The sequence below is a fragment of the Streptomyces alboniger genome (assembly GCF_008704395.1).
In the GTDB taxonomy this organism is placed as follows: Bacteria; Actinomycetota; Actinomycetes; order Streptomycetales; family Streptomycetaceae; genus Streptomyces; species Streptomyces alboniger.
This window is the reverse complement of record NZ_CP023695.1, coordinates 2,167,975-2,193,516: the sequence shown is the minus strand read 5'-3', so window position 1 is coordinate 2,193,516 and position 25,542 is coordinate 2,167,975. Positions and strand designations below refer to the sequence as shown.

At 71.5% G+C, this 25,542-nt stretch carries 23 protein-coding genes and 1 riboswitch; of the genes, 11 read left to right on the top strand and 12 right to left on the bottom strand.

Translation table 11 applies throughout. The features are described from left to right. Positions 1-19: 19 nt before the first annotated feature. Positions 20-1,204, bottom strand: coding sequence for an HAD family hydrolase (locus CP975_RS09675; protein WP_199783297.1), 1,185 nt, complete (start codon positions 1,202-1,204; stop codon positions 20-22). Positions 1,205-1,409: 205 nt separating this feature from the next. Between CP975_RS09675 and CP975_RS09670 the strand changes: the two genes are divergently transcribed. From CP975_RS09670 to CP975_RS09645, 6 genes are all read left to right on the top strand, one after another. Then, on the top strand, positions 1,410-2,276 hold the full coding sequence (locus CP975_RS09670) for an AraC family transcriptional regulator (protein WP_246201442.1): 867 nt from the start codon (positions 1,410-1,412) through the stop codon (positions 2,274-2,276). Then, positions 2,273-2,758 (top strand): VOC family protein, encoded by a 486-nt coding sequence (locus CP975_RS09665; protein ID WP_150476756.1) that lies wholly within the window; start codon positions 2,273-2,275, stop codon positions 2,756-2,758. Before CP975_RS09670 ends, CP975_RS09665 begins: the two co-directional genes overlap by 4 nt. Before the next feature lie 7 nt (positions 2,759-2,765). Then, a riboswitch (cobalamin riboswitch) is annotated at positions 2,766-2,950 on the top strand. A gap of 123 nt (positions 2,951-3,073) precedes the next feature. Beyond that, positions 3,074-4,060 carry an ABC transporter substrate-binding protein gene (locus tag CP975_RS09660; protein WP_150477833.1) on the top strand — a complete coding sequence of 329 codons (987 nt, stop codon included), beginning with the start codon at positions 3,074-3,076 and terminating at the stop codon, positions 4,058-4,060. A 2-nt stretch (positions 4,061-4,062) separates the two neighbouring features. Continuing rightward, positions 4,063-5,085, top strand: a complete 1,023-nt coding sequence (locus CP975_RS09655) for a FecCD family ABC transporter permease (protein ID WP_150476755.1) — start codon at positions 4,063-4,065, stop codon at positions 5,083-5,085. After that, positions 5,082-5,906 carry an ABC transporter ATP-binding protein gene (locus CP975_RS09650; protein ID WP_246201441.1) on the top strand — a complete coding sequence of 275 codons (825 nt, stop codon included), beginning with the start codon at positions 5,082-5,084 and terminating at the stop codon, positions 5,904-5,906. The genes CP975_RS09655 and CP975_RS09650 overlap by 4 nt, the downstream gene beginning before the upstream one ends. A 100-nt stretch (positions 5,907-6,006) precedes the next feature. After that, the gene (locus CP975_RS09645; protein ID WP_055535650.1) at positions 6,007-6,843 is read left to right on the top strand and encodes a metallophosphoesterase; all 837 of its coding nucleotides are present in this window, start codon (positions 6,007-6,009) and stop codon (positions 6,841-6,843) included. A gap of 597 nt (positions 6,844-7,440) precedes the next feature. On the opposite strand, the gene glnA is transcribed toward CP975_RS09645, so the two are convergent. Continuing rightward, on the bottom strand, positions 7,441-8,850 hold the full coding sequence (gene glnA, locus CP975_RS09640; RefSeq protein ID WP_030786871.1) for a type I glutamate--ammonia ligase: 1,410 nt from the start codon (positions 8,848-8,850) through the stop codon (positions 7,441-7,443). 258 nt (positions 8,851-9,108) lie between these two features. Here glnA and CP975_RS09635 point away from each other — a divergent pair, with 258 nt between their 5' ends. Continuing rightward, positions 9,109-9,576 carry an RDD family protein gene (locus CP975_RS09635; RefSeq protein WP_055535646.1) on the top strand — a complete coding sequence of 156 codons (468 nt, stop codon included), beginning with the start codon at positions 9,109-9,111 and terminating at the stop codon, positions 9,574-9,576. 101 nt (positions 9,577-9,677) lie between these two features. On the opposite strand, the gene CP975_RS09630 is transcribed toward CP975_RS09635, so the two are convergent. From CP975_RS09630 to lipB, 4 genes are all read right to left on the bottom strand, one after another. After that, entirely contained in the window at positions 9,678-10,385 is a 708-nt protein-coding gene (locus CP975_RS09630; protein ID WP_055536213.1) for a DUF4191 domain-containing protein, read from the bottom strand. 30 nt (positions 10,386-10,415) lie between these two features. Further along, the gene (locus CP975_RS09625) at positions 10,416-10,619 is read right to left on the bottom strand and encodes an SCO2195 family GlnR-regulated protein (protein WP_030786878.1); all 204 of its coding nucleotides are present in this window, start codon (positions 10,617-10,619) and stop codon (positions 10,416-10,418) included. 376 nt (positions 10,620-10,995) lie between these two features. Then, a complete protein-coding gene (locus CP975_RS09620; protein WP_055536212.1) occupies positions 10,996-11,961 on the bottom strand; it encodes a lipoyl synthase in 966 nt (321 codons plus the stop codon). Positions 11,962-12,164: 203 nt separating this feature from the next. Beyond that, on the bottom strand, positions 12,165-12,962 hold the full coding sequence (gene lipB / locus CP975_RS09615) for a lipoyl(octanoyl) transferase LipB (protein WP_055536211.1): 798 nt from the start codon (positions 12,960-12,962) through the stop codon (positions 12,165-12,167). A gap of 217 nt (positions 12,963-13,179) precedes the next feature. Between lipB and CP975_RS09610 the strand changes: the two genes are divergently transcribed. Then, positions 13,180-14,625, top strand: coding sequence for an NsdA family TPR-like regulatory protein (locus CP975_RS09610; protein ID WP_055536210.1), 1,446 nt, complete (start codon positions 13,180-13,182; stop codon positions 14,623-14,625). Between the two features lie 132 nt (positions 14,626-14,757). Here CP975_RS09610 and CP975_RS09605 read toward each other — a convergent pair whose 3' ends face one another. After that, positions 14,758-16,113, bottom strand: coding sequence for an NAD(P)/FAD-dependent oxidoreductase (locus CP975_RS09605; RefSeq protein ID WP_150476754.1), 1,356 nt, complete (start codon positions 16,111-16,113; stop codon positions 14,758-14,760). Positions 16,114-16,345: 232 nt separating this feature from the next. Then, positions 16,346-17,272 carry a TIGR01777 family oxidoreductase gene (locus CP975_RS09600; protein WP_055533441.1) on the bottom strand — a complete coding sequence of 309 codons (927 nt, stop codon included), beginning with the start codon at positions 17,270-17,272 and terminating at the stop codon, positions 16,346-16,348. A 108-nt stretch (positions 17,273-17,380) separates the two neighbouring features. On the opposite strand from CP975_RS09600, the gene CP975_RS09595 reads away from it, so the two are divergent. Further along, on the top strand, positions 17,381-17,869 hold the full coding sequence (locus tag CP975_RS09595) for a GNAT family N-acetyltransferase (protein WP_055533438.1): 489 nt from the start codon (positions 17,381-17,383) through the stop codon (positions 17,867-17,869). Positions 17,870-17,974: 105 nt separating this feature from the next. Next, entirely contained in the window at positions 17,975-19,126 is a 1,152-nt protein-coding gene (locus CP975_RS09590; RefSeq protein ID WP_055533436.1) for a PP2C family protein-serine/threonine phosphatase, read from the top strand. A gap of 38 nt (positions 19,127-19,164) precedes the next feature. Here the strand turns inward: CP975_RS09590 and CP975_RS09585 are convergent, their stop codons facing one another. Next, the gene (locus CP975_RS09585) at positions 19,165-19,686 is read right to left on the bottom strand and encodes a DUF4240 domain-containing protein (RefSeq protein WP_030786900.1); all 522 of its coding nucleotides are present in this window, start codon (positions 19,684-19,686) and stop codon (positions 19,165-19,167) included. A gap of 141 nt (positions 19,687-19,827) precedes the next feature. On the opposite strand from CP975_RS09585, the gene CP975_RS09580 reads away from it, so the two are divergent. Continuing rightward, positions 19,828-20,778, top strand: coding sequence for an SDR family oxidoreductase (locus CP975_RS09580; RefSeq protein WP_199783114.1), 951 nt, complete (start codon positions 19,828-19,830; stop codon positions 20,776-20,778). On the opposite strand, the gene CP975_RS09575 is transcribed toward CP975_RS09580, so the two are convergent. From CP975_RS09575 to CP975_RS09565, 3 genes are all read right to left on the bottom strand, one after another. Beyond that, positions 20,769-21,740 carry a helix-turn-helix transcriptional regulator gene (locus tag CP975_RS09575; RefSeq protein ID WP_055533435.1) on the bottom strand — a complete coding sequence of 324 codons (972 nt, stop codon included), beginning with the start codon at positions 21,738-21,740 and terminating at the stop codon, positions 20,769-20,771. The genes CP975_RS09580 and CP975_RS09575 overlap by 10 nt on opposite strands. Positions 21,741-21,821: 81 nt before the next feature. Then, the gene (gene aceE / locus CP975_RS09570; RefSeq protein ID WP_055533434.1) at positions 21,822-24,527 is read right to left on the bottom strand and encodes a pyruvate dehydrogenase (acetyl-transferring), homodimeric type; all 2,706 of its coding nucleotides are present in this window, start codon (positions 24,525-24,527) and stop codon (positions 21,822-21,824) included. A 301-nt stretch (positions 24,528-24,828) separates the two neighbouring features. After that, entirely contained in the window at positions 24,829-25,452 is a 624-nt protein-coding gene (locus CP975_RS09565) for a GntR family transcriptional regulator (RefSeq protein ID WP_055533433.1), read from the bottom strand. Positions 25,453-25,542 lie beyond the last annotated feature (90 nt).

The following is a 25,542-nucleotide window of genomic DNA, read 5'->3' as shown; positions in this document are numbered from 1 at the left end:
GCTGAGTGACCGCCGGTGATCAGCCGATCTGGCCCGGCGTCACCGTCAGCCACCGCTTGTCGGCCGTCACCTTCTGGCCCAGCTCGCGCTGCCGCTGCGCGTTCTTCCTCTTCATCCCGTCGAGCTGCTTCATGTACGCGTCCTTGCGGTTGACCCAGACCCGTACGCCGCCGTGCTCCACATCCGCCGAGTGGAACAGCATCGGGCCGTCGCTGACCGGGGTGTCACCGGCCACGAGGATGGGCTTCCGCCACTCGTCGATGTACGTGCTGATCGCCGCGGGCTTGCCCTCGTACCAGGTCAGCGGCGCCCACAGCTTCGGCGTCAGCTCGCGCCCGGCGAGCTTCGCCCGGTCCCTCTCGCCGAAGCGGCCCTCGGCGATCTCCTTGCGGGAACTGGTCACCTCGCCGGTCTCTCGGTCCTTGAGCAGCATGGAGACGCCGATGACGTTCTGCGGCTTCACGCCGTAGCCGTACTTCGGGTCGGCGAGGACCATGCGGACCAGATCCTCGCTGGCCGCGCTGACGACGTACACCTCGATGCCGTGCGCACGCAGCGTCTTGTGGAGCTGGCGCATGCCGTTGGAGAACTCGGGCGGCTTCACCTGCGTCTTCGTGAGCTTCCCGGCCTCGTAGTACTCCGCGGGGATCGGCTTCTTGTACGCGAGAAGTTCATCGACGTACCTCTTCAGCTCCTTCAGCGTGTAACCGGAGAAGATCTGCGCGGCCCAGGGGTAACAGACCTGGTCGTCCACCTCGCAGAGCCGGTTGTAGTAGCTGTAGAGGCTCTCCTTGTGGGTGGCCGTGTCCTTGAAGGGGATGGTCTTCAGGGAGGGGTCCATGGTCGCGCGGGTCAGGACGCCCTTCATCTCCAGGAAGGGCAGCAGCGACTCCTCCAGGTCGTTGCGGTACGTCGTGTTGTCCGCGTCGAACACGGCGTACGCGCCCTTGTGGTCGTTCGCCGCGATGACCTCGCCGAGCTTCTTCGCGACCGGCTTCGGCCAGTGCGACAGCTCGCGGGCGGTGGCGGCGGAGGTGTCCGCCGCCGTGGCCTCGCTCGTCGGCCACAGCGCGCCGCCCGCGAGCACGGCCGCGGCGAGCGCCCCCGCGACGCCGGTGACGGCCAGCTTGTTCTTCCGTCGTACTGCCGTGCGTGCCGTACCTGTCGTGCTTGGCGTGTCTGCCGTGTCTGCCGTGTCTGCCATGTGCGCCTTGTCCCGCCGTTTCTGAGAGCGATGCGCGGCCCCGTCCGGAGCGGCGCGCAATGCTAAGCGGCGGGACGGCCGTTTCCCATGATCGAAGTCACCGGGGGCGGGGTGCATGCGGCGGGGGAGAGGGGGTAGCGGAGGGGGACGCCGGGTGGCGAATCCACCCCCGCGCAGTCGCATACGTACACGCATACTGGAAGACGTGGGCTCCTCCGAGTTCGTCCGAGCCGCCCCCCGCCTGGAGGGCATCGTGTCCGCGGTCGGCTACCGCACCGCGGACCGGCGGCCCGCCCTGCACCGGGGCCTGCCCTCGCCGTATCTGACGGTGATCTTCTCGCTCGACGGGCCCATCGCCAGCGGCCGCACCCCCGGCCAGGCGACCGGCACGGACGCGGTCCGCACCGACATCATCGTGGGCGGCCTGCACCAGAGCCCCGCGTACGTCGTCCAGGCCGAGCGCCAGGCGGGCATCCAGCTCGCCGTGCACCCGCTTGCCGCCCGCACTCTCCTCGGCCTGCCCGCGGCCGCGCTGACCGGGCAGCTCGTCACGGGCGGCACGGACGTGTTCGGTGACCGCGCCGCCGAGGTGCGCGAAAGACTGTGCGAGCTGGACCGCTGGGAGGACCGTTTCGCCCTCCTCTCCGGCTACCTGCGGCAGCGCGCCGCCACCGACAGCGCCGCCGGCTCCGTACGCCCCGAGGTCGCCGAGGCCTGGGCGTGGCTGGCCCGGCACCGCGGCGCGGGCACCCTCGGCGGCCTGTCCCGGCACGTGGCGCTCAGCGAACGCCGCCTGACCGCCCTCTTCCGTGCCGAGACCGGGCTGAGCCCCAAGCAGGCCGCACGCCTCATGCGCTTCCAGCACGCCAAGGCGGCGGTGGTCCGGGCCGTCGCGGCGGGCGGCCCGCCCGACCTCGCCCGGGTCGCCGCCGACACCGGCTACTACGACCACTCCCACCTCGTACGGGACTTCCAGCAGTACACAGAGGCGAGCCCCACCCGGTGGCTGGCCGAGGAGTGCCGGAATATCCAAGCCGGGGCGCATGGAGGAGGCGAAGAGTGGGAGACATGAACACCACACCCGACACCACAGCGAAGCAGCACCACGACTCAGAGCGGCACCACGACGCGGAGCAGCAGCTCCACACCCCCGCTCCCGCCATCTGGCCGGCCCTCCAGGCCCAGGACGCCCCCGCACTGATCGACTTCCTCGTCGACACCGTCGGCTTCCTGCGCACGGCCGTCTACGAGGACGGTGGCCGCGTCGCCCACGCCCAGCTGGACTGGCCCGAGGGCGGCGGCATCATGCTCGGCTCCTACGACCCTGACGCGCCCGGCGAGGAGTGCGGGAAGCCGGGCACCTCCGGCGCCTATGTCGTCACCGACCAGGTGGACTCCCTGTACGCCCGCCTCACCGGGGCCGGCGTGAAGATCGTCAACGAGATCGAGGACAAGCCGTACGGCAGTCGCGAGTTCGGCATCGCGGACCCCGAGGGAAATCGCTGGTTCTTCGGCACCTACCGGGGCGACCCCAGGCCCGGAGCCGCCTCTTGAAGGCGCGTGATAACTTGCGCAAGCCAGTCAAACCCATACCTGGGTCAGGGAATCCGGTGGAAATCCGGAACTGACGCGCAGCGGTGAGGGGGACGGGCGGGGCCACGGCCACTGGGTGTCTGCCGACACCTGGGAAGGCGCCCCGTCCGGCCGATCCCGAGTCCGAAGACCTGCTGGCGCCTCCGCCCGCACACCGGGCGGCGGAGGTTGTGCCGCAGACCAGGCTCCGCGTATGAGCCGTGAGACTCAAGGGATCGCGTGTCCTCGAAAGCCCGTACAACCGCCCTGCGCTGTGCCGGAACTCTGACGGCCGCCATGCTCGCGCTCACCGCGTGCGGCGACGGTTCCGCGTCGAACCCGTCGGGCAAGAGCGCCGACGGCTATCCGGTCACGGTCGCCTCCTGCGGCAAGGAGGCGAAGGTCGCCGCCCCGCCCCGGCGCGCGGTCTCGCTCGACCAGGGCTCCACGGAGATCCTCCTCTCCCTCGGCCTCGCCGACCGCATGGTCGGCACGGGCACCTGGACCGACCCGGTCCTGAAGAACCTGGAGAAGGACAACGCCAAGGTGGAGCGGCTCGCCGACCGCTACCCCTCCCTGGAGAAGGTCCTCGCCAAGGAACCGGACTTCGTCAGCGCCTCCTTCCTCTACACCGTCGGCAAGGGCGGCGTCGCCGACCGTACGAAGTTCACCGAACTCGGCGTGCCCGTCTACGTCTCGCCCACCGACTGCGCGGGCAAGGACAACGACGGCGGCGGCGACGGCAAGCGCGTCAAGACCCTCACCATGGACACCGTCTACGGCGAGGTGCGGGACCTGGCGAAGGTGTTCGACGTCGAGAAGCGCGGCGAGAGGCTCGTCGCCGACCTGAAGGACCGCGTCACGAAGGCCACGAAGGACATCAAGGCCTCCGACACGACCCTCCTGTACTGGTTCGCCAACTCCGACGCCCCGTACATGGCGGGCTGCTGCGGCGCCCCCGGCATCATCACCCGCGAACTCGGCGCGAAGAACGTCTTCGACGACACCCGCGAGGAGTGGCCCCAGATCAACTGGGAGACCGTCGCCGACCGCGACCCCGACGTCCTCGTCATCGGCGACCTCACCCGCAGGTCGCAGTCCGCCGAGAGCGCCGCGGCGAAGATCAAGTTCCTGGAGTCCAACCCCGCGACCAAGAACCTGACCGCCGTGCGGAAGAAGCGCTACGTTCTCCTCAGCGGTCAGGCCATGAACCCCACGATCCGCACGGTCGACGGCATCGAGCAAGTGGCCGCCGGGCTGCGGAAGTTCGGGCTCGCCAGGTGAGCGTGGCCGCCCCCGCCCGGCAGGCGCTGCTGTGGCTGGCCGCGTGCGCCGCGCTCCTGCTCTCCGTGGCGGTCGCCGTCACCATCGGCCCCGCCGACATCTCGGTCCCCGACGTGTTCTCGGCGCTCGCCGCGCACCTCGGCTGGGGCGAGGCGCGGCTCACCCCCATCAGGGACGGCATCGTCTGGAACCTGCGGATGCCCCGCACCCTGCTCGCCGCGGTGTGCGGCGCGGGCCTCGCGGTCTGCGGCGCGGTCATGCAGTCGCTGCTCCGCAACCCCCTCGCCGACCCCTTCGTGCTCGGGGTGTCGTCCGGGGCGTCCACCGGGGCCGTCGCGGTCCTCGTCCTCGGCGTGGGCGGGGGAGCGCTGTCGGTCTCGGCGGGGGCCTTCGTGGGCGCGCTCCTCTCCTTCGCCCTCGTCCTGCTCCTGAGCCACACGCTCGGCGACACGACGGACCGGGTCGTGCTGTCGGGCGTGGCCGCGATGCAGCTCTTCTCCGCCCTGACCTCCTTCGTGATCCTCACGGCGGGCGACGCGGAGACCGCCAGGGGCGTGCTGTTCTGGCTGCTCGGCTCGCTCAGCGGGGCGGGCTGGACGGACGTATGGCTGTGCGCCGCGGTCCTCGCGGTGACACTGACCGTGTGCCTCGGCCACGCCCGTACGCTCGACGCGTTCGCCTTCGGCCAGGAAGCGGCGGCAACACTGGGCGTACGGGTCGCCCGCACCCGGCTCGTCCTGCTCTGCGTGACGGCACTGCTGACGGCGGCCCTGGTCAGCTCGGCGGGCGCCATCGGCTTCGTGGGCCTGGTCCTGCCCCACGCGGCCCGCGCCCTCGTCGGCTCCGGCCACACCCGCCTCCTCCCGGTCACAGCACTGGCCGGGGCGGTCTTCCTGATCTGGGTGGACACCCTGGCCCGCACGGCCCTGGACCCGCAGGAGGTCCCGGTGGGCGTGGTGACCTCACTCATCGGCGTACCGGCGTTCGTGCTGGTGCTGTACCGGACGCGGAGGGGAACGACGTGACCGAGCGAGGGCTGCGTGTCGAGGGCGGACCGCCTGCCGAGCGCGGCCTGCGTGCCGAGCGCGTCGCCCGTGAGGCCGGTGGGCGGCTCGTCGTCGACGGTGTCAGTCTCGCCCCGCCACCCGGCGCCACCGTAGGCCTCCTCGGCCCCAACGGCTCCGGCAAGTCCACGCTCCTGCGCCTACTCGCGGGCGTCCTCGCCCCCGCCTCCGGGGTGGTCACCCTGGACGGCCGCCCGCTCCCCGACACACCGCGCCGCGCGGTGGCACGCCGTATCGCGGTGGTCGACCAACACGCGTCCACACAAGCGGAGTTGACCGTACGAGACGTCGTACGCCTGGGTCGCATCCCGCACCGCCGCGCATGGTCGGCCCCCACGTCCCACGACGAGCACGCCGTACGCGAGGCCCTGGAACGCACCGGCCTCACCGAGCGCGCCACCCAGTCCTGGCACACGTTGTCCGGCGGCGAACGCCAACGCGTCCAGATCGCCCGCGCCCTGGCCCAGGAACCCCGCGAACTCCTCCTGGACGAGCCCACCAACCACCTGGACATCCAGCACCAGCTGGACCTCCTCTCCCTGGTCGCCGACCTCCCCGTCACCAGCGTCATCGCCCTGCACGACCTCAACCTGGCGGCGATGTACTGCGACCACGTGCTGATCCTGAAGGAGGGCACGGCGTACGCGGCGGGCACGCCGGCCGAAGTGATCACGGAGAAACTGATCGCCGAGGTCTACGGCGTACGGGCGCTGGTGACCCCAGGCGAGAGGGGCACGGACGGCCGCCCGCCGGCCCCGTCGGTGCGGTTCCTGCGGAGCTGAACGCGCGAACCAGTCCAGGGCTGGGCCACTGGCTCTTAACGCACACACCTGCGGCGCTCTAGGTTCAACGAAAGATCACCGACCAAGGAGCCCCGCCCCGATGCAGACCCCGAAACCTTCGCCACTCCCGACAACCGGCCCCGCAACCCCCGTCGCCGTGATCGCCCACCTGAGCGACACCCACATAGACACCGGCGCGGAGGACGCGGGCCGCAGCGCCGAGCGCACCCGCACGGTCATGCGGTACCTGAACGACCTCCCGTACGACCTGGACGCCGTGATCGTCACGGGCGACATAGCCGACCACGCCACCCCCTCGGAGTACGAGGAGGCCCGCAAGCTCCTCACCTCCCGCCACCCGCTGCTGACCTGCCCCGGAAACCACGACGAGCGCGCCGCGTACCGCGAGCACTTGCTGGGCGAACCGCCGCGGACCGCCCCGGTCAACCAGTCGTACACGACAGACCACTTCACGCTGGCCCTGTGCGACACCTCGGTCCCCGGCGAGGACCACGGCAGCCTGTCGGACGAGACACTGACATGGCTGTCCGACCTCCTGGCCGACACCCGCCCCACCCAGCCCGTCCTGATCGCCTTCCACCACCCGCCCGTGCCCCTGCACACGCCGTACGTCGACGAGATCCGCCAGTTCGACGAGTCCCGCCTGGCCGAACTGACGTCCCGCCACCCCAACATCACGGCATTCCTGGCGGGCCACGCGCACACCCCCGCGGCGACGACGTTCGCGAACCGCCCGCTCCTGGTGGCCCCCGGCGTGGTCTCGACCCTGCGCCTCCCCTGGGAACCCCAGACCGACCCGACCCACCACATCCACCGGCACCTGCCCCCGGCGCTCGCTTTCCACGTCCTGGACGACACGGGCCGCCTGACGACGCACTACCGTCCGGTGCCGCTCGACGAGATGCCGGACGCCTGAGCGCCGGGACTCAGCGCACCGCCGGGCAAGTACGCCCGTATGCCCGGCAGACCCCGCCCCAACCCGTCGAACCTGTCCCGGTAAGAGCACTGGAAGATGTCCACCGCGTCGAGACCACCCCATTCGAGATCCAGCCAACTCTCCGGATGCCCGAAATAGGCCCGCCGGTCGGTGACCGTCACCTCTCCACGCCCCTCGGGCACCCACCGCGGCCGGGCATCCGCGGCCGCTGCCGCCGACGCGCGGCACTGCCCAGCACCGAACCGACCAGACTCCCGATCACGAACCCGGGCCGCCCGACGGCCAACACGGTGTTGTGCGTGTAGGAGCCGTCACCGAGAGCCCGCCAGGTGGCACGAGAGGCGGGCCCCACCGCCACGGACAACTCCCCGGGCCCCAGCCGCGCCATCGAGGGTACGGGCTGCCGGTCACCGAGTTTGCCCCGCGCTGACGACCGACGTCGTAGGGATCTTCGTGGCGCTGCGTCGACGTGTCGTCACAATCGGGATGGTCAAACCAGTGGGGGCCGCTACCCGGATCCGGGTAACGGCCCCCACTGGTGAACCTGCCATCGGGCCAGAGACTGGCCGGGGTGGTTTAGATGTCGAAGTACAGCTCGAACTCATGCGGATGCGGCCGCAGCTGAATCGGCGCGATCTCGTTCGTCCGCTTGTAGTCGATCCACGTCTCGATCAGGTCCGACGTGAAGACGCCGCCCGCCTGGAGGTACTCGTTGTCCGCCTCCAGGGCGTCGAGGACCGCGGGGAGGGAGGTCGGGACCTGGGGGACGCCCGCGTGCTCCTCGGGGGCCAGCTCGTAGAGGTCCTTGTCGATCGGCTCGGCCGGCTCGATCTTGTTCTTGACGCCGTCGAGGCCCGCCAGGAGGAGCGCGGAGAAGGCCAGGTACGGGTTCGAGGACGGGTCCGGCGCGCGGAACTCGACGCGCTTGGCCTTCGGGTTCGAGCCCGTGATCGGGATGCGCATCGCCGCGGAGCGGTTGCGCTGCGAGTAGACCAGGTTGACCGGGGCCTCGAAGCCGGGGACCAGGCGGTGGTAGGAGTTCACCGTCGGGTTGGTGAACGCCAGCAGCGACGGGGCGTGCTTGAGGATGCCGCCGATGTAGTAGCGCGCGGTGTCCGAGAGGCCCGCGTAGCCCTGCTCGTCGTAGAAGAGCGGGTTGCCGCCGGACCACAGCGACTGGTGGACGTGCATGCCCGAGCCGTTGTCACCGAAGATCGGCTTCGGCATGAACGTCGCGGTCTTGCCGTTGCGCCAGGCGACGTTCTTCACGATGTACTTGAAGAGCATCAGGTCGTCGGCCGCGGCCAGCAGCGTGTTGAACTTGTAGTTGATCTCGGCCTGGCCCGCCGTGCCCACCTCGTGGTGCTGGCGCTCGACCTGGAGGCCGTTCTTGTCGAGTTCGAGGGAGATCTCGGCGCGCAGGTCCGCGAAGTGGTCGACCGGCGGGGCGGGGAAGTAACCGCCCTTGTAGCGGACCTTGTAGCCGCGGTTGTTCTCGACCGCACCGGTGTTCCAGGCGCCCGCCTCGGAGTCGATGTGGTAGAAGCTCTCGTTCGCCGACGTCTGGAAGCGGACGTTGTCGAAGACGTAGAACTCGGCCTCGGGGCCGAAGTAGGCCGTGTCCGCGATGCCGGTGGAGGCCAGGTACGCCTCCGCCTTCTTCGCGACGTTCCGCGGGTCACGGCTGTACTGCTCGCCCGTGATCGGGTCGTGGATGAAGAAGTTGATGTTGACGGTCTTGTCGCGGCGGAAGGGGTCCACGCGGGCCGTCGACAGGTCGGCGCGCAGCGCCATGTCGGACTCGTGGATGGCCTGGAAGCCGCGGATCGACGAACCGTCGAAGGCCAGCTCCTCGTCCGGGTCGAACGCCGCCGCCGGGATCGTGAAGTGCTGCATCACACCCGGCAGGTCACAGAAGCGGACATCGACGAACTTGACGTCCTCGTCCGCGAGGAACTTCTTTGCGTCGTCGGCGTTCTGGAACAACATCCAACTCCTCCTACTCCCGCCCGAGGCGGGACGGGGTTGCAGCTCGTGGTGCGGCCAGTGCGGTGGCACACGCTGGGACCCGACCATAGGGACGGGGGATTTCTCAAGCATGACCCATTTGTTTCGCCGAAGTTAACCGGCCCGGCGGTGGCGAGCGGTCGCTGCCGCCCCCGGCCGCCCCGGCAGCCCCGCGCGCACCCTCGTACATCTGACCCGCCCGCACCCGTACGAAACCGGGCGCAGTACCGTGGACGGGTGGACAACAGGCAAGCAATCGGATCGTGGCTGTCCGGACCGCGCGCTGCCGCGGAGGACGCCGGTGTCGACTTCGGGTACCGGGGCGAGCAGCTCGGCCTGCCGGAGGAGGGGCCGGGCTCGATCGCGCGCCCGGGCCGCCGCATCGGCGCGATCGCCGTGGACTGGGGTCTGTGCATGGTGATCGCATACGGCCTGTTCGCTCGCGGTGACCAGCAGGCGATGGGCAACTGGGCCCTCGGCATCTTCTTCGTCATGAGCGTGCTCACCGTCGGCACGGTCGGCTGCACGCCCGGCAAGGCCCTCTTCCGGCTGCGCGTCGTCGCCGAGCGCGGCGGCCGGCTCGGCCTGGGCTGGGTCCTGGCCCGCAGCGTCCTGCTGTGCGTCGCCATCCCCGCCCTGATCTGGGACCGCGACGGCCGCGGCCTCCACGACCGCCTCGCCCGCGCCGTGCAGGTCCGGGTCTAGGGACCTGGCAAGTCCAGGGACCTGGCAAGGGCAACGACGATGAGGGCCCCGGAACCGATCGGTTCCGGGGCCCTCATCGTCGTAGGGAGAAGCAGAGCGGACTACTTCGTCTTCGGGCCGCCGCGCGGCATCCGCATGCCCTTGGGCATCGGGCCCTTAGGGAGGGGCATATTGGACATAAGGTCCCCCATTGCCCGCAAGCGGTCATTCGTCGCCGTGACCTGCGGACCCGTGAGGACACGCGGCAGCTTCAGAAGCGTCGTGCGCAGCTTCTTCAGGGAGACCGTGCCCTCGGTGGTGCCGACGATGACGTCGTGCACGGGAACATCCGCCACGATCCGCGCCATCTTCTTCTTCTCGGCGGCCAGCAGGCCCTTCACGCGGTTCGGGTTGCCCTCGGCCACCAGGACGATGCCGGCCTTCCCGACGGTGCGGTGCACCACGTCCTGGCTGCGGTTCATCGCGATCGCGGGGGTCGTCGTCCAGCCGCGGCCGATCTTGTCGAGCACCGCGGCCGCCGCGCCGGGCTGGCCCTCCATCTGCCCGAAGGCGGCACGCTCGGCCCTGCGTCCGAAGACGATCGCCATCGCGAGGAAGGCGAGCAGGAAGCCGAGAATGCCCAGATAGACCGGGTGACCGATCAAGAAGCCGATCGCGAGGAACACGCCAAAGGTGACGATTCCCACAGCCGCGATGATGAGACCGATTTTGGAGTCGGCCCGTCGGGTCATCTTGTAGGTCAGAGCGATCTGCTTGAGTCGCCCTGGCTCCGCGGCCGTATCCGCCGCGGTGGATTCCTTCCTCGCCATGTCGTGAAGTCTACGTGGCCCGGGAGGCGGCTACGACGTACGGGTCGCCATGCCCTCTTCGAATACGCGCAGCGCCTCGCCCCGGTCCTTGGCGCGGCGCCGGTCCTCCAGCACGGAAGTCCAGGCGTTGCGGCGTGCGGTGCGCTGGCCGCCGCTCATCAAGAGCGACTCGACCGCGCGCAGGGCGTCGGTGACGGACGGGATGGCGGTGGCGCGTACGGGCGCGGCCTGCATGATGGGGCCCTCCTGGGGAGCGGCTCGGGGGATGAGCGGCTGGGGACAAGGCTGGGGCTAAGGCTGGGCAATGCTGTGGGTAAGGCTGTACGTGCGGTAATTACAGGGTCACTGATTGGTGTTACCAGGGCGTGACCGACCGGTCAAACCCCGATGAAACCTTGACGCCCCGCCCCAACCCGCCCCAAAAACACTGACGCGGCCCGTACGCCCCCGTCACCTGCGGGGATCGTACGGGCCGCGTCGTTGCGGGTTTTACTAGTCAGTAGCTACTTGTGCGCGGATTCACACAGCGCCCACGCGCCCGGCGCGCACCCGGCGCCTCTCCGGCATGTGCCCGCGTCGCCCATGTGCCTGCCTCACGCACGGGCTCGCGTCACACCGCCTGCGAGGCCACGTACGCCCCGCGCTTCTCGATCGCCATCTGGTACAGCCGGCCCGCGCGGTACGAGGAGCGGACCAGCGGGCCCGACATGACGCCGGAGAAACCGATCTCCTCGGCCTCCTCCTTCAGCTCCACGAACTCCGCGGGCTTGGCCCAGCGCTCCACGGGGTGGTGCCGCGGGGTCGGGCGCAGGTACTGCGTGATCGTGATCAGCTCGCAGCCCGCGTCGTGCAGCGCGTGCAGCGCCTCGCTGATCTCCTCGCGCTCCTCGCCCATGCCGAGGATGAGGTTCGACTTGGTGACCAGGCCGGCCTCCCGCGCGCGGGTGATGACCTCCAGCGAACGCTCGAAGCGGAAGCCGGGGCGGATCCGCTTGAAGATGCGCGGCACGGTCTCCACGTTGTGCCCGAGGACCTCGGGGCGGGAGGAGAAGACCTCGGCCAGCTGGTCGGGGTCGGCGTTGAAGTCGGGGATGAGCAGCTCGACCTTGGTCTGGCCCTCCGCGCGGTCCGCCGTCATCGCGTGGATCTGGCGCACGGTCTCCGCGTACAGCCAGGCGCCGCCGTCCTCCAGGTCGTCGCGGGCGACGCCGGTGATCGTGGCGTAGTTCAGGTCCATCGTGACGACGGACTCGCCGACGCGGCGCGGCTCGTCGCGGTCGAGGGCCTGCGGCTTGCCGGTGTCGATCTGGCAGAAGTCACAGCGCCGCGTGCACTGGTCGCCGCCGATGAGGAACGTGGCCTCGCGGTCTTCCCAGCACTCGTAGATGTTCGGACAGCCCGCCTCCTGGCAGACCGTGTGCAGGCCCTCGCTCTTCACGAGCTTCTGTAGGGCGTTGTACTCGGGGCCCATCTTCGCCCGGGTCTTGATCCACTCGGGCTTGCGCTCGATGGGGGTCTGGGCGTTCCGGACCTCCAGGCGCAGCATCTTGCGTCCGTCGGGTGCGACTGCGGACACATCGGCTCCCTGTTAGCTGGCGTATTAGCTGGCGTAGCTTCGATTCTTCGGCGCACACCAGGGTACGCCCGTGATGTCGTTGGGCTTACTTCCGGCCAACCTCTGGCCAACGGGGTTCATTCCCCGAGCCGACCGGCTGCCCGTACCGGCTGCCCGTACCGGCTGCCCGTACCGGCTGCCCGGACGGCTGCCCGGACCTGCTCTCAGACGGCCGTCTTCTCGACGACGCGCGGCTTGAGTTCCGCGTTCTCCAGGACGTCCCGCAGATGCCGCTCGGCGACGGGCAGCACGTCGGCGATGGTGACCTCGCGGTCCAGTTCGTACGAGAGCGAGGTGACGCCCGCGTCGCGGATGCCGCACGGGATGATCCGGTCGAACCAGGTGTTGTCCGGGTTCACGTTCAGCGCGAAGCCGTGCATCGTCACGCCCTTGGCGACCCGGATGCCGATCGCGGCGATCTTGCGGTCCTCGCGGCGCTGGCCCGCGTTGGACGGCGCGTACTCCGGACCGTTGAACCGGGCGTCGAACTCGTCGTCCGTCAGGCGCGGGTCGAAGTCCAGGGAGAGGCCGCCGAGCGCCGGGCGCCGCTCCACGGGGTCGCCGAGGACCCAGACGCCGCTGCGGCCCTCGACGCGTGAGGTCGGGAGGCCGAAGTCCGCACACGTACGGATAAGAGCCTCCTCCAGGCGCCGCACATGTGCTACGACGTCCACCGGACGCGGCAGCTTCTGGATCGGATAGCCCACGAGCTGGCCCGGGCCATGCCAGGTGATCTTGCCCCCGCGGTCCACGTCGACGACGGGCGTGCCGTCCAGCGGGCGCTCGCTGTCCGCGGTGCGGCGGCCCGCCGTGTACACCGGCGGGTGCTCAAGGAGCAGGCAGGTGTCCGGGACCTCGTCGGCGAAGCGGGCGGCATGGACACGGCGCTGCTCGTCCCACGCCTCCCGGTACTCCACGGCGTCGGGACCGAAGCCCATTCGGACGAACCGAAACTCACTCACGGCAGGTGCCTCCCTGAACGTTCACCGTGCACATATCGCGCCCCAGCCACTGTACGGGCCCACCGGCCGGGCAACCCCGGCCCGGTTCCTCACACGATCGGATGAACACCGGGGGAAGGTGCATCCGCGGGCTGTGATGGCCGTTACATTCGCGCCGTTCACGAGGCCATAAGGGCTGCTCAAAGGCAGGCCCGGAAGGCAGGAGACCGCACAGCCGATGACGGAACGACCCCCGCAGCGCACTCCCAACCGCCAGCTAGCCGCGCTCATCTCGGAAGCCGGATTCTCCAATGCGGGCCTCGCCCGCCGCGTCGACCAGCTCGGTCTCGAGCACGGTCTCGACCTGCGCTACGACAAGACATCCGTGACCCGATGGCTGCGCGGCCAGCAGCCCAGAGGCACCACGCCCGCGCTGATCGCCGAGGTCTTCACCAGGAGGCTCGGACGGCGCCTGTCCGCCCAGGACCTCGGCCTCGACGCGTGCGCCCCGGTGTACGCCGGGCTCGAATTCGCGGCCACCCCCGAGGAGGCCGTCGACATCGTCGGCGGCCTGTGGCGCAAGGACTCCGGCAGCCACGCGGAGCTACGGAAGATCGCCTTCACCCCCGCCGGGCTCGTCGTGCCCAGCAGGGACTGGCTGATCGGCCGGGCCGACGAGCGCGTCGGGCGCGGCGAGACCGACCCCGGGCACGCGCGCGTGCCCGCCCAGGGCCGGCCCGCCGTGCCCCGCCAGCGCAGAGAGTCCGACCGGAGCCCCGGGCAGCGCGTCACCAACGGCGACATCGCGGCCCTGCGCTCCGTCGGCGAGCTGTTCCGCGCCCTCGACAACGCCTACGGGGGCGGGCACGCCCGGCAGGCCCTCGTGCGCTATCTGGAACACGAGGCCGAGCCGATGCTGCGCGGCACCTACGGCGAGCAGGCCGGGCGGCGCCTCTTCGCGGCCGCCGCCGACCTGACCCGGCTCGCGGGCTGGACGTCGTACGACATCGCGGCCCACGGGCTCGCCCAGCGGTACTACGTACAGGCGCTGCGTCTCTCGCAGGCGGCGGGCGACCGGGCGTACGGCTCCTACGTCCTGGTCACCATGAGCCGCCAGGCCGTCTATCTCGGGCACGGGCGCGAGGCCGTCCAGCTCGCGCGGGTCGCCCAGCAGGGCGTCGGCTCCTCGGCGCCGCCCGTCGTGCAGTCCCTGCTGTACGCCGCGGAGGCGCGCGGGCACGGGGTGCTCGGTGAGGCGCGGGCCTGCACCGCCTCGCTCCAGCGGGCCGAACGCGCACTCGAAGCGGCGCGGCCGGGGGACGAAGTGCCCTACTGGGCGCGGTTCTTCGACGAGGCGCAGCTGGCGGACGAGCTGGGGCACTGCTACCGCGACCTCCAGCAGTACCGCGTCGCCGCCCAGCACGCCGAGCGCTCCCTGCAACTGCGCGCCCCCGCGTTCGCGCGCAGCCGCCTCTTCAGCCGGGTGGTGCTCGCCACGGCGCGGCTCGGCCTCGGCGAGCTGGAACAGGCCTGCCAGCTGGGCGCGGAGGCGGCACAGGCGGCGGGCGAGATGCGGTCGGCCCGCGCCCACGAGTACGTACGCGAATTCGAGCGCCGCCTGGAACCGTACCGGGACGCGGCACCGGTCCGCGGGTACCGCGACAAGGTCGCCGCGCTGGGGTGACCGGTGGCTCGCGAGGGGAGAAACCCCCGCGTGGGGGGCGCGGGGGTTTCCGGGGGAGCTGGTCGAGAGCCCGGTGGGCCCGTGCCCTCCGGGCCGACGCCGGGCGGGGCCAGGCCGGGTCCGGGGCCGGGCTCAGGCCGCGGCCGGGAGTGACTCCTGGGCGCACTCCGGGGCGGCGATCCCGAAGTCCGCGAGCACGGCGTGCGCCGCCCGCCGCCCCGAGTGCAGCGCGCCCTGCACGGTGCTGGTGTCCCGGTGGTCCCCGCAGACGTAGAGCCCGGAGAGCAGGCGCACGGGGCGGCGCGGGTCGTGAGGCGGCGGCATCGCGGGCACGGCCTCGCGGGTGTGGTGGACGGCGAGGAGTTCCCAGCGGTCGGTCGGTGTGCCGTACAGCGTGGAGAGGTGCGCGCGGACGGTCCGCTCGTCCGGCGGCGGGCCCAGCACGGTCGAGGAGACGAGGACGCGGCCGGCGGGGGCGCGGGACGGGTCGACCCGGCTCATCACGGTCGTATGGGCGACGGGGCCCGCGCGGTCGGCGTCCAGAAGCAGCGCGGGCCCGTCCAGCGGGGGCTCGGGGGCGGTGTGGTGGAACACCGTCAGCTCGTGGAAGGGCGGCACCCGCAGGCCGGGGAGGAGCTGGGCGGCGGCGCGGGCGTCGGTGGCGAGGAGCACGGCGCGGCAGGCGATCTCGCCGTGCTCGGCGGTGGTGACGGACGTGGTGGAGACCGCCGTGGCACGGACGCCTGTGCGGACCGTGCCCGGCGGCAGCGAGGCGGCGAGCAGTTCGGGCAGGACCTCGGCGCCGCCTTCCGCCACGCAGAGCCGGCCGCGCGCGAAGGCGTGCAGGGCGAGGTCCGCGCACCGGCTGGAGGTGGTGAGGCCGGGGTCGCAGAGCAGTGCGGAGAGCAGGGGACGCAGAAAGCCGTCGATGGTGCGGGAGGGCAGCCCGCGCGCGGACAGGGCGCGCGCCGCGGGAAGTTCGGGGCGGGCGAGCAACCGCTCCACGGGGGTCGTCGCGAGGCGGGCGAGCGCGGCGCCGAGCCGGGCCTGGTCGAGGGGGCCGCCGAGGGGCGCGGGGCGGGAGGCCGGGCCGGGGGTGGCCCGCGCGGCCCGCGGCACCCGGGGGGCGCTCGCGAGGGCGCGCGCTGCGGTGAGTGCGCCCCTCGCGCTCCGTCCGGGCACGGGCTCCGCCGCCCGGTGGTGGCGGCCGTCGCTGTGCACCAGCAGGCCGGGCGCGAAGGGACGCAGGACGAGCGAGTCGAGGCCCGGGGTGCGGCGCAGTTCCGGATACGAGGTGGTCAGCAACTGCCCGATCCTGTCGAGCCGGAACCCGTCGACCTTCTCGGTCGACATCCGGCCGCCGACGTAAGGAGCGGCTTCCAGGACAACGGTCGTTACACCGGCGCTGGTCAGCCGATGTGCGGCCGAGAGCCCCGCGGCCCCGGCCCCCACGATGACGACATCCGCATGGTGCGCAGGCTCTAGCACGTGCCCCTCCCAGAGGTCGCGCGGCTGGTGGGGAGCTGATGCCCCCGACGGGGCGCCGGAATCCCCGAGTTCGGCACGAGGGTAGGAGCGCTTCCGGTCAATGACAGTCGCGCATGGACAGGGCACGGTCGCACAACGGTCGCACGCGAACAGATTCGATCAGCAGGCTTCTGTCGACAACGCGCCTTGCCCCTCGGCTTATCCCTCGCCTTGTCCCTCGGCGCGGCTCCGCTTACCTCAACGCCGCCCGGATCGACTCCTCGATGCCGGGGAAGGCGAAGGCGAAGCCGGACTCCAGGAGGCGCCTCGGCAGCACCCGCTGGCTGCCGAGGACATCGCCCGCCATCTCCCCGAGCACCACCCGCAGCGCGGGCGCGGGGGCCGTCAGGAGCGTCGGCCGCTTCAGGACCCGGCCCATCGCGGCCGTCACCTCGCGATTGGTGAGCGGGTCGGGTGCCGTGAGGTTGAACGGGCCCGACAACGTCTCCGTGTCCAGGAGATGGCGCAGCGCGGCCACCTCGTCGTGCAGGGAGATGTAGCTCCAGTACTGCCTGCCGTCGCCGAGGCGGCCGCCGAGCCCCGCCTTGAAGAGCGGGAAGAGGCGGCCCCAGGCGCCGCCCTCGCGGCCCACCACGAGGCCGTTGCGGGCGATGACCGTGCGGATGCCCGCCTCTTCGGCGGCAGCGGTCGCCGCCTCCCACTCCACGCACAGGGACGGCAGGAAGCCCTCGCCCGCGGGGGCGCTCTCGTCCACGGCCCGCCGACCGGTGTCCCCGTAGTAGCCGATCGCACTGGCGTTCAGGAACACGCGCGGCGGTTCGTCGAGCGAGGCGGCCGCGGCGGCCAGCGCGGCGGTGCCGAGGACGCGGCTGTCGCGCAGTTCCCGCTTGTAGGCGTCCGTCCAGCGGTGGTCGCCGATGCCCGCGCCCGCGAGGTTGACGACCGCGGAGCAGCCCGCGAGCCCGGCCGTGTCGACGTACCCCTTCTTGGGGTCCCAGCGCACCTCCCCCGGGGCGCGGGGCGCCCGCCGCACCAGCCGGACGACCTCGTGGCCGTCCTCGGCGAGGGAGCGCGCGAGCGCCGTGCCGATGAGCCCGGAGGCACCGGCGACGGCCACCCGGGAGGGCTGCGGGGAACGCTTCGGCTGCGTGGGTTCCATGGACCCATCCTGCCCCGGAACGCGGAGACGGGGGCCGGCACGCCGCGAGGACGTCGCCCGCCGGCGAAACGATCCGGGGGCTCCACGCGGTCGCCGTACAGTGGCGCCATGACGGACCTGCACATACGCACCGCGCTGCCCGAGGACGACGACGCCCTCGCCCGGCTCGACCGCGCCACGTGGTCCACGCTGCACGCGGTCCAGCCCCGCCCCGAGCCTCCCTACGAGCCCTTCTTCAACGACCGCTTCGGCCCCCGCGACCACCTCGTCGCCGAGTCGGACGGGCGGCTCGTCGGCTATGTGAAGCTCGGTTTCCCCACCCCGCTGCGCGTCAACGCGCACGTACGCCAGATCCAGGGCTTCGCCGTCGCCGAGGAGGCGCGCGGCCAGGGGGTCGGCCGACGGCTGATGAGGGCGGCCATGGACGAGGCTCGCCGCCGGGGCGCGCTCCGCATCACGCTGCGGGTCCTCGGGCACAACACCCCGGCCCGCAAGCTCTACGAGACCGAGGGCTTCGTGATCGAGGGCGTACTGCCCGGAGAGTTCCTGCTGAACGGCGAGTACGTCGACGACATCCTCATGGGCCGCCCCCTCTGACAGGCCCCTCCGACAGCCCCACCGGCAACCCCGGGCCTGCGGGGCCCCGCACCCGACGGACCGGCCCGGCGTGCGATGTCCCCGCGCGCGTAGGAGCGTGAAGAGATGATCAGGGCTGCGGCCAGACGGCGTGACGCGGAGGAGCGCGACTGGCTGCTGCGCGGCACGCCGCCTCCCCCGTGGGTCCGCTGGCCCCCGCCGCTGCTGCTCGTGGTGATCGTCCTCGTCCAGCTGATGACCCCGAAGTCGCTCGACCTGACCTTCCTGGTCGCGGCCGTCCCGCCGCTGGCCGCGCTGTCGTACGGGCCCGCCGCCACCGCCTTGCTCGGCGGTGTCGTGGTCGCGCTGCTCTCCCTGCCGGACTTCGGACTCGGCCACGCCGGCAGCAGCGACGAGCTGACGATCACCTTCATCGCGCTGCTCAGCGTGGTCTTCGCATGGGTACGCAGTCGCCGCGAGGCCCAGCTGGTCACGGTCCGCACGGTCGCCGAAGCGGCCCAGTTCGCGGTCCTGCCGCCGCTGCCGGAACGGGTCGGCCGGGTGCGGTGCGCGGGCCTGTACCAGGCGGCGCAGCACGAGTCGCTGGTCGGCGGCGACTTCTTCGACGTACGCAGGGGACCGGGCGTCGTACGGGCCCTGATCGGCGATGTGCAGGGCCACGGGCTCGCGGCCGTCGGCACGGTCGCCGCGCTGCTCGGCGCCTTCCGCGAGGCGGTCCTCGACCAGCCCGACCTGGAGGGCGTCGCGGCCCGCCTCGACCGCAGGCTCGTCGTGGACTCCGAAGGCGACGAGCACGCCGAACTGTTCGCCACCGCCGTACTCCTCGAATTCCCCGACGACTCCTGCGTCGTACGCGTCGTCTCCTGCGGCCATCCGCCGCCGCTGCTGCTGCGCGGCCCCGAGATCACCGAGCTCGCGGTGGCGTCGGGCCCCCCGCTCGGCCTCGGCATCGCGGGTCTGGCCCCGCCCGAACAGCTGACGGTGCCGCTGCTCGCCGGGGACCGGCTGCTCGGCCTCACCGACGGGGTGAGCGAGGCGCGGGACGCGTCCGGCACGTTCTACCCCCTGGCCGGCCGGCTCACCGAGATGGTCAAGGCCGACCCGGCGGTCCTGGACGACCCGGCGGGCCTCACGGAGCGGGTGTGGGCCGACGTCGTGCGCCATGCGGGGATGGTGCGGGACGACGTGACGATGATGGTGTTCGCACCGGGACCGTGCGAGCCGGAGCGGTCCCGGGCAACCCCTGAGCAGCCCTGATCCGCACCCCGAGCACAGCCGGCCCGGGAAGGAGGGCCTCAGTCGGCCATGAAACGGCTCCACAGCTTCGGATAGAGCTGCGCCATCACCGCGTCGTCCTCGAAGTCGACCGGCGTACCCTCCGGTTCCGGCGGGGCGGGCAGGATGCCGAGGTCGGGTGCGACCAGGCCGGTGAGCTGCTCGTACGCCTCGTCGGCGGCGTAACCGAGTTCCTCCCCGTCGCCGTCAAGCTCCTCGTCGAAGTCGTCGAGGAGGTCGGCGAGCGCGTCGGGATCGTGCACCGCGCCCTCGAAGACCTCCCGGCCCTGGCCGATCAGCCAGCACCGGAAGTAGTCGAAGGCGTCGTCGCTCGCGCCGCCGAGCAGCACCCAGGCGGCGCCCCACAGGTCCCAGCGGTAGGCGCGGTTGTAGCGGGCCTCGAAATGGCGGGCGAAGTCGAGGACGGCGTCCGGGTCGGACTGGAGCAGTCTCTCGACGAGCAGCTCGGCGTGGTCCTCGGGGTCGCCACCGGCGGCCTCGCGGGTACTGTCCACGATCTCCCAGAACTCCGTCTCGTCCATCACGGGTCCAGCATCGGTCCTGGGGGGTGGGGGCGCACGCGGAGTGCGCCGGAATGCGGCTGTCTCGTTATGACGCACACGCCCTGAACGAACCGACAAAACCGACAGAGGTTGTCGCCTTTTGCTGGAAACCTCACGAACATGACCCACACCACACAGCAGGTGAGCGAAACGACACGGCCCCTCCAGGGGAAGACCGCCCTCGTCGCGGGCGCCACCCGGGGCGCGGGCCGCGCCATGGCCGTCGAACTGGGCCGCGCCGGGGCCACCGTCTACGTGACGGGGCGGACCACCCGCGCGCACACCAGTGAGACCGGCCGGACCACCGAGACCATCGAGGAGACCGCCGAACTGGTCGACGCGGCGGGCGGCAAGGGCGTCGCCGTCCCCACCGACCACCTGGAGCCGGCCCAGGTCGAGGCGCTCGTCGGACGGATCGACCGCGAGCGGGGCCGCCTCGACATCCTCGTCAACGACATCTGGGGCGGCGACATCCACGTCCAGTGGGACAAGAAGATGTGGGAGCACGACCTCGACAAGGGGCTGCGCGTCCTGCGCCTCGGCGTCGAGACCCACATCATCACCAGCCGGTACGCGCTGCCGCTCCTCGTCAGGAACCCCGGCGGCCTGGTCGTCGAGGTCACCGACGGCACGGCCGAGTACAACGGCCCGAACTACCGCAAGCCCTTCTACTACGACCTCGCCAAAGCGGCCCCGCTGCGCATGGCACGCGACCTCGCCGAGGAGGTCGAGGAGTACGGCTGTACGGCGCTCTGCCTCACCCCCGGCTGGCTGCGCTCCGAGGCCATGCTCGACACCTACTTCAAGGTGACGGAGGAGAACTGGCGCGCGGGCTGCGAGCAGAACCCGCACTTCGCGATCTCCGAGACGCCCGCCTTCGTGGGCCGCGCGCTCGTCGCCCTCGCCACCGACCCCGCAGTGGCGCGCCACAACGGCAAGTCGCTCTCCAGCGGCGGCCTCGCCAAGGAGTACGGCTTCACGGACGTGGACGGCTCGGCGCCCGACGCCTGGCGTTACCTCACGGAGGTCGACCAGGAGAGCAGGACAGCGGACGTCACCGGCTACCGGTAGAGCGCCGCCGAGCGCGCCGCCGCGTCCGCGAAGCGGCGGCGCAGCCCGGCGGGCTCCAGGACCTCGGCCTCCGGGCCCAGCGCCATGAGCTGGGTGTACGCCACGTCCTCGTTCTCCACCGGCAGAGTGACCGTCACCCGGCCCGCCGCGTCGGGCGCGCCCGCCGTCTCCATCGCCTCGCGCGCGACCGCCCGGTCGGTGGCGTACGGCAGTTGCCTCACCCCTGCCTCGGTGAGCCGCACGACGACCTCCGCCCGCAGGATCGCCCGCGCGAACTGCGCCGCCCGCTCCTCCCAGAAGGCCGGCAGGTCGAACTCCTCATCGCGTACGAAGCGTTCCTCACCGGCGGCGACCGCGGTGAACCGGTCGATGCGGTACACCCGGTGCGCCCCGGAGTCGGGCACCCGCGCGCACAAGTACCAGACGCCCGCCTTGAGTACGAGCCCGTACGGCTCCAACTCCCGCTCCACCTCGGCCTCCTGGCGGCGGTAGCGGGCGGTGACCCGGCGGTCGTCCCACACCGCGTCCGCGACGGCCGGCAGCAGCTCCGGCGCGGGCGTCTCCTTGAACCATCCCGGGGCGTCCAGGTGGAAGCGCTGCGAGGCGTTCTGCGAGGCGTCCCTCAGGGAGGGCATGAGCGCCGCCGACACCTTCAGGCGGGCCGCCGACGCGGCGTCCTCCAGACCCATCTCGCGCAGCGCGCCCGGCACCCCGGACAGGAACAGGGCCTCCGCCTCGCTGCGGCCCAGGCCCGTCAGGCGGGTGCGGTAGCCGCCGATGAGGCGGTAGCCGCCGGTCCGGCCGCGGTCGGCGTAGACGGGGACGCCCGCCTCCGACAGGGCCTGCGCGTCCCTCGTGATGGTGCGCTCGGAGACCTCCAGCTCGGCCGCCAGCTCGGCGGCGGTCATGGAGGGCCGTGACTGGAGCAGAAGCACCATCTTGATGAGGCGGGCAGCGCGCATGGCCCCATGATGCCGTCACGCACACACAGGTGTGGGCCCCCGCCCAGGCAGGGACCCGCACCGACGCGACGTACCGGTTGCCTACAGGCCGTACTTGGCCCGAGCCTCCTTCACCGCCGAGGCGGGAACCTCACCCCGCGCGGCGAGCCGGGCCAACGCCGCGACGACGATCGACTCCGCGTCGACGCCGAAGTGGCGGCGCGCCGCGTCCCGCGTGTCGGAGAGGCCGAAGCCGTCCGCGCCGAGCGAGGAGTAGTCCTGCTCGACCCACTGGGCGATCTGGTCGGGGACCTGACGCATGTAGTCGGAGACGGCGAGCACGGGACCCTGAGCGCCTTCGAGCGCCTGGCGCACGAAGGGAATGCGCTCCTCGCCGCGCAGCAGCGCCTCGTCCGCCTCCAGGGCGTCACGCCGCAGCTCGGTCCAGGACGTCGCGGACCACACGTCCGCGGCCACGCCCCACTCCTCGGCGAGCATCTTCTGCGCGGCGAGGGTCCAGTGGATGGCCGTGCCGGAGCCGAGCAGCTGGATGCGCGCGGCGTCGGCCGCGGGCGCCAGGCCCGCCGACTCCGCCGTGTTGAAGCGGTAGAGGCCGCGCAGGATGCCCTCGTCGACGCCCGCGGGCTTGGCGGGCTGCGGCATCGGCTCGTTGTAGACGGTGAGGTAGTAGAAGACGTTCGGGTCCTCGCCGGGGGCCGCCTCGCCGTACATACGGCGCAGGCCGTCCTTGACGATCGCCGCGATCTCGTACGCGAACGCCGGGTCGTACGTCAGCGCGGCCGGGTTGGTCGCGGCGATCACCGGCGAGTGGCCGTCGGCGTGCTGGAGGCCCTCGCCCGTCAGCGTCGTACGACCGGCCGTGGCGCCCACGAGGAAGCCGCGGCCGAGCTGGTCGCCGAGCTGCCACATCTGGTCGGCGGTGCGCTGCCAGCCGAACATCGAGTAGAAGATGTAGAAGGGGATCATCGCTTCGCCGTGCGTCGCGTACGACGTGGACGCGGCGATGAAGTCCGCCATGGAACCGGCCTCGGTGATCCCCTCGTTGAGGATCTGGCCGTCCTTGGCCTCCTTGTAGTACATCAGCTGGTCGCGGTCGACCGGCTCGTACGTCTGGCCCTTGGGGGAGTAGATGCCCAGCGACGGGAAGAGGCTCTCCATGCCGAAGGTGCGCGCCTCGTCGGGGACGATCGGCACCCAGCGCTTGCCGGTCTCCTTGTCGCGTACGAGGTCCTTCACCAGGCGTACGAACGCCATGGTCGTCGCCACGGACTGCGAGCCGGAGCCCTTGTCGAAGGACGCGAACGTCTTGTCCGCGGCGGCGGGCAGCGGGGCCAGCGGCTGGGTGCGGCGGGCCGGGGCCGGGCCGCCGAGGGCCGCGCGGCGCTCCTGGAGGTAGCGGACCTCGGGGGAGTCGGCGCCGGGGTGGCCGTAGGGCACCTGGCCGTCGACGAACGCGCTGTCCGGGATCGGCAGACCCAGCAGGTCGCGCATGTCCTTGAACTCGTCCACCGTCAGCTTCTTCATCTGGTGGTTGGCGTTCTTGGACTCGAAGCCCTTGCCGAGGGTGAAGCCCTTGACCGTCTGCGCGAGGATCACGGTCGGCGCGCCCTTGTGGGTGAGCGCCGCGCGGTAGGCGGCGTACACCTTGCGGGCCTCGTGGCCGCCGCGCGAGAGGTGGAAGCACTCACTGATCTTGTCGTCCGTGAGCAGCTTGCCCAGCTCGACGAGGGCGGGCTCGGCGCCGAAGAAGTGCTCGCGGATGTAGGCGGCGTCGCGCGTCGCGTACGTCTGGAACTGCGCGTCCGGCACCTCGCGCAGACGGCGGACCAGGGCGCCCGTGGTGTCGAGCTGGAACAGCTCGTCCCAGGCGTTGCCCCACAGGACCTTGATGACGTTCCAGCCGGCGCCGCGGAACTGGGCCTCCAGCTCCTGCACCACGCGGAAGTTGGCGCGGACGGGGCCGTCGAGGCGCTGGAGGTTGCAGTTGATGACGTACGTGAGGTTGTCGAGGCCCTCACGCGCGGCCAGTGCGAGGGCCGCCGTCGACTCGGGCTCGTCCATCTCGCCGTCACCGAGGAACGCCCACACGTGCGAGGAGGAGACGTCCTTGATGCCGCGGTTGGTCAGGTAGCGGTTGAAGCGCGCCTGGTAGATCGCGGAGAGCGGGCCGAGGCCCATCGACACCGTCGGGAACTCCCACAGCCAGGGGAGGCGGCGCGGGTGCGGGTAGGAGGGCAGGCCGTTGCCGCCCGCCTCCTGCCGGAAGTTGTCGAGCTGCGTCTCGTTCAGCCGACCGTCGAGGAAGGCGCGGGCGTAGATGCCGGGGGAGGCGTGGCCCTGGATGTAGAGCTGGTCGCCGGAGCCCGCGGCCTCGCCGGACTCCTTGCCCTTGAAGAAGTGGTTGAAGCCGGTCTCGTACAGCCAGGCCGCGGACGCGAAGGTCGCTATGTGGCCGCCGACGCCGTGCTTGGCGCCGCGGGTGACCATCGCGGCCGCGTTCCAGCGGTTCCACGCGGTGATCTTCCGCTCCATCTCCTCGTCACCGTCGATGGACGGCTCGGCGGAGGTGGGGATGGTGTTGACGTAGTCGGTCTCGAGGAGCTTCGGCAGCGCCAGGCCCGCGCCCTCGGCGCGCTCCAGCGTGCGGCGCATCAGGTACGCGGCACGGTGCGGCCCGGCCGCCTGAGTAACGGCGTCCAGAGAGGCCTGCCATTCGGCGGTCTCCTCGGGGTCGCGGTCCGGGAGCTGGTCGAGCTCGCTCGGCTGGATTGCGGAGGGGTCGGTCATTGCGCCGCCTTCCTGAGTCGGAGGGGGTCCCCTGTTCGGTAAGGGGTGGGGGTGCCCGGTGTCTTTGGCAGGACAGGGCGTGAGGCTCTGGTGCGGAATCGTTGGTGTGGCTCCGCCACAGGGCCATCGATGACTGTAAGCCCGTGATCGATGATCGATCAAAGCGTTGAGCGAAAAACTTCCCCAGATCGCGAAAGTCGGCATCCGGTGCCAGTAAAGCGGGCACGCGGTGCCTTCGATTTGAAGGGTTTACGCAGGTGGGAACACGTCTGCGGGGCGGCGCCCACGGATGAGCACAGCCTCAGGCCCGCGGCGCGCAGCCCAGCACGTGCGCCTTCACCAGCTCCGCAATGGCGGGATCACGCCGCCGGAACGCCGAGACGAGGGCCTCGTGCTCCTCCGCGTACGACTGCTGGACCGTGCCCAGCCAGCGGATGGACAGCGCGGTGAAGACCTCGATGCCGAGACCCTCCCAGGTGTGCAGGAGGACGGAGTTGTCGGCGGCCCGCACCAGCTCACGGTGGAAGGCGACGGTGTGCCGCACCTGCCCGGTGCCGTCGGACGCCTGGTCCGCCTCGTAGAGGGCGGCGACGTGCGGTTCGAGCGCCGAGCAGTCCTCGGCCAGCCGCTCCGCCGCCAGCTCCGCGGCGATCGCCTCAAGACCCGCCCGCACCGGGTAGCTCTCCTCCAGGTCCGCCGCCGTCAAGTTCCGTACGCGTACGCCCTTGTTGGGCGCGGACTCGATCAGCCGCAGCGTCTCCAGCTCGCGCAGCGCCTCCCGCACCGGGGTCTGGGAGACCTCCAGCTCCACGGCGATCCGCCGCTCCACGATGCGCTCGCCCGGCTTCCAGCGCCCGCTGACGATCCCCTCCACGATGTGCTCGCGGATCTGTTCGCGCAGCGAGTGAACGACGGGCGCGGTCATGAGAGCTCCTCCGGCAGGGGCTGCGGACCCCAAGGGCGTGTGACCCCTAGACAATACGGCGACGCCCCCGCCCGGAGGACTCCGGACGAG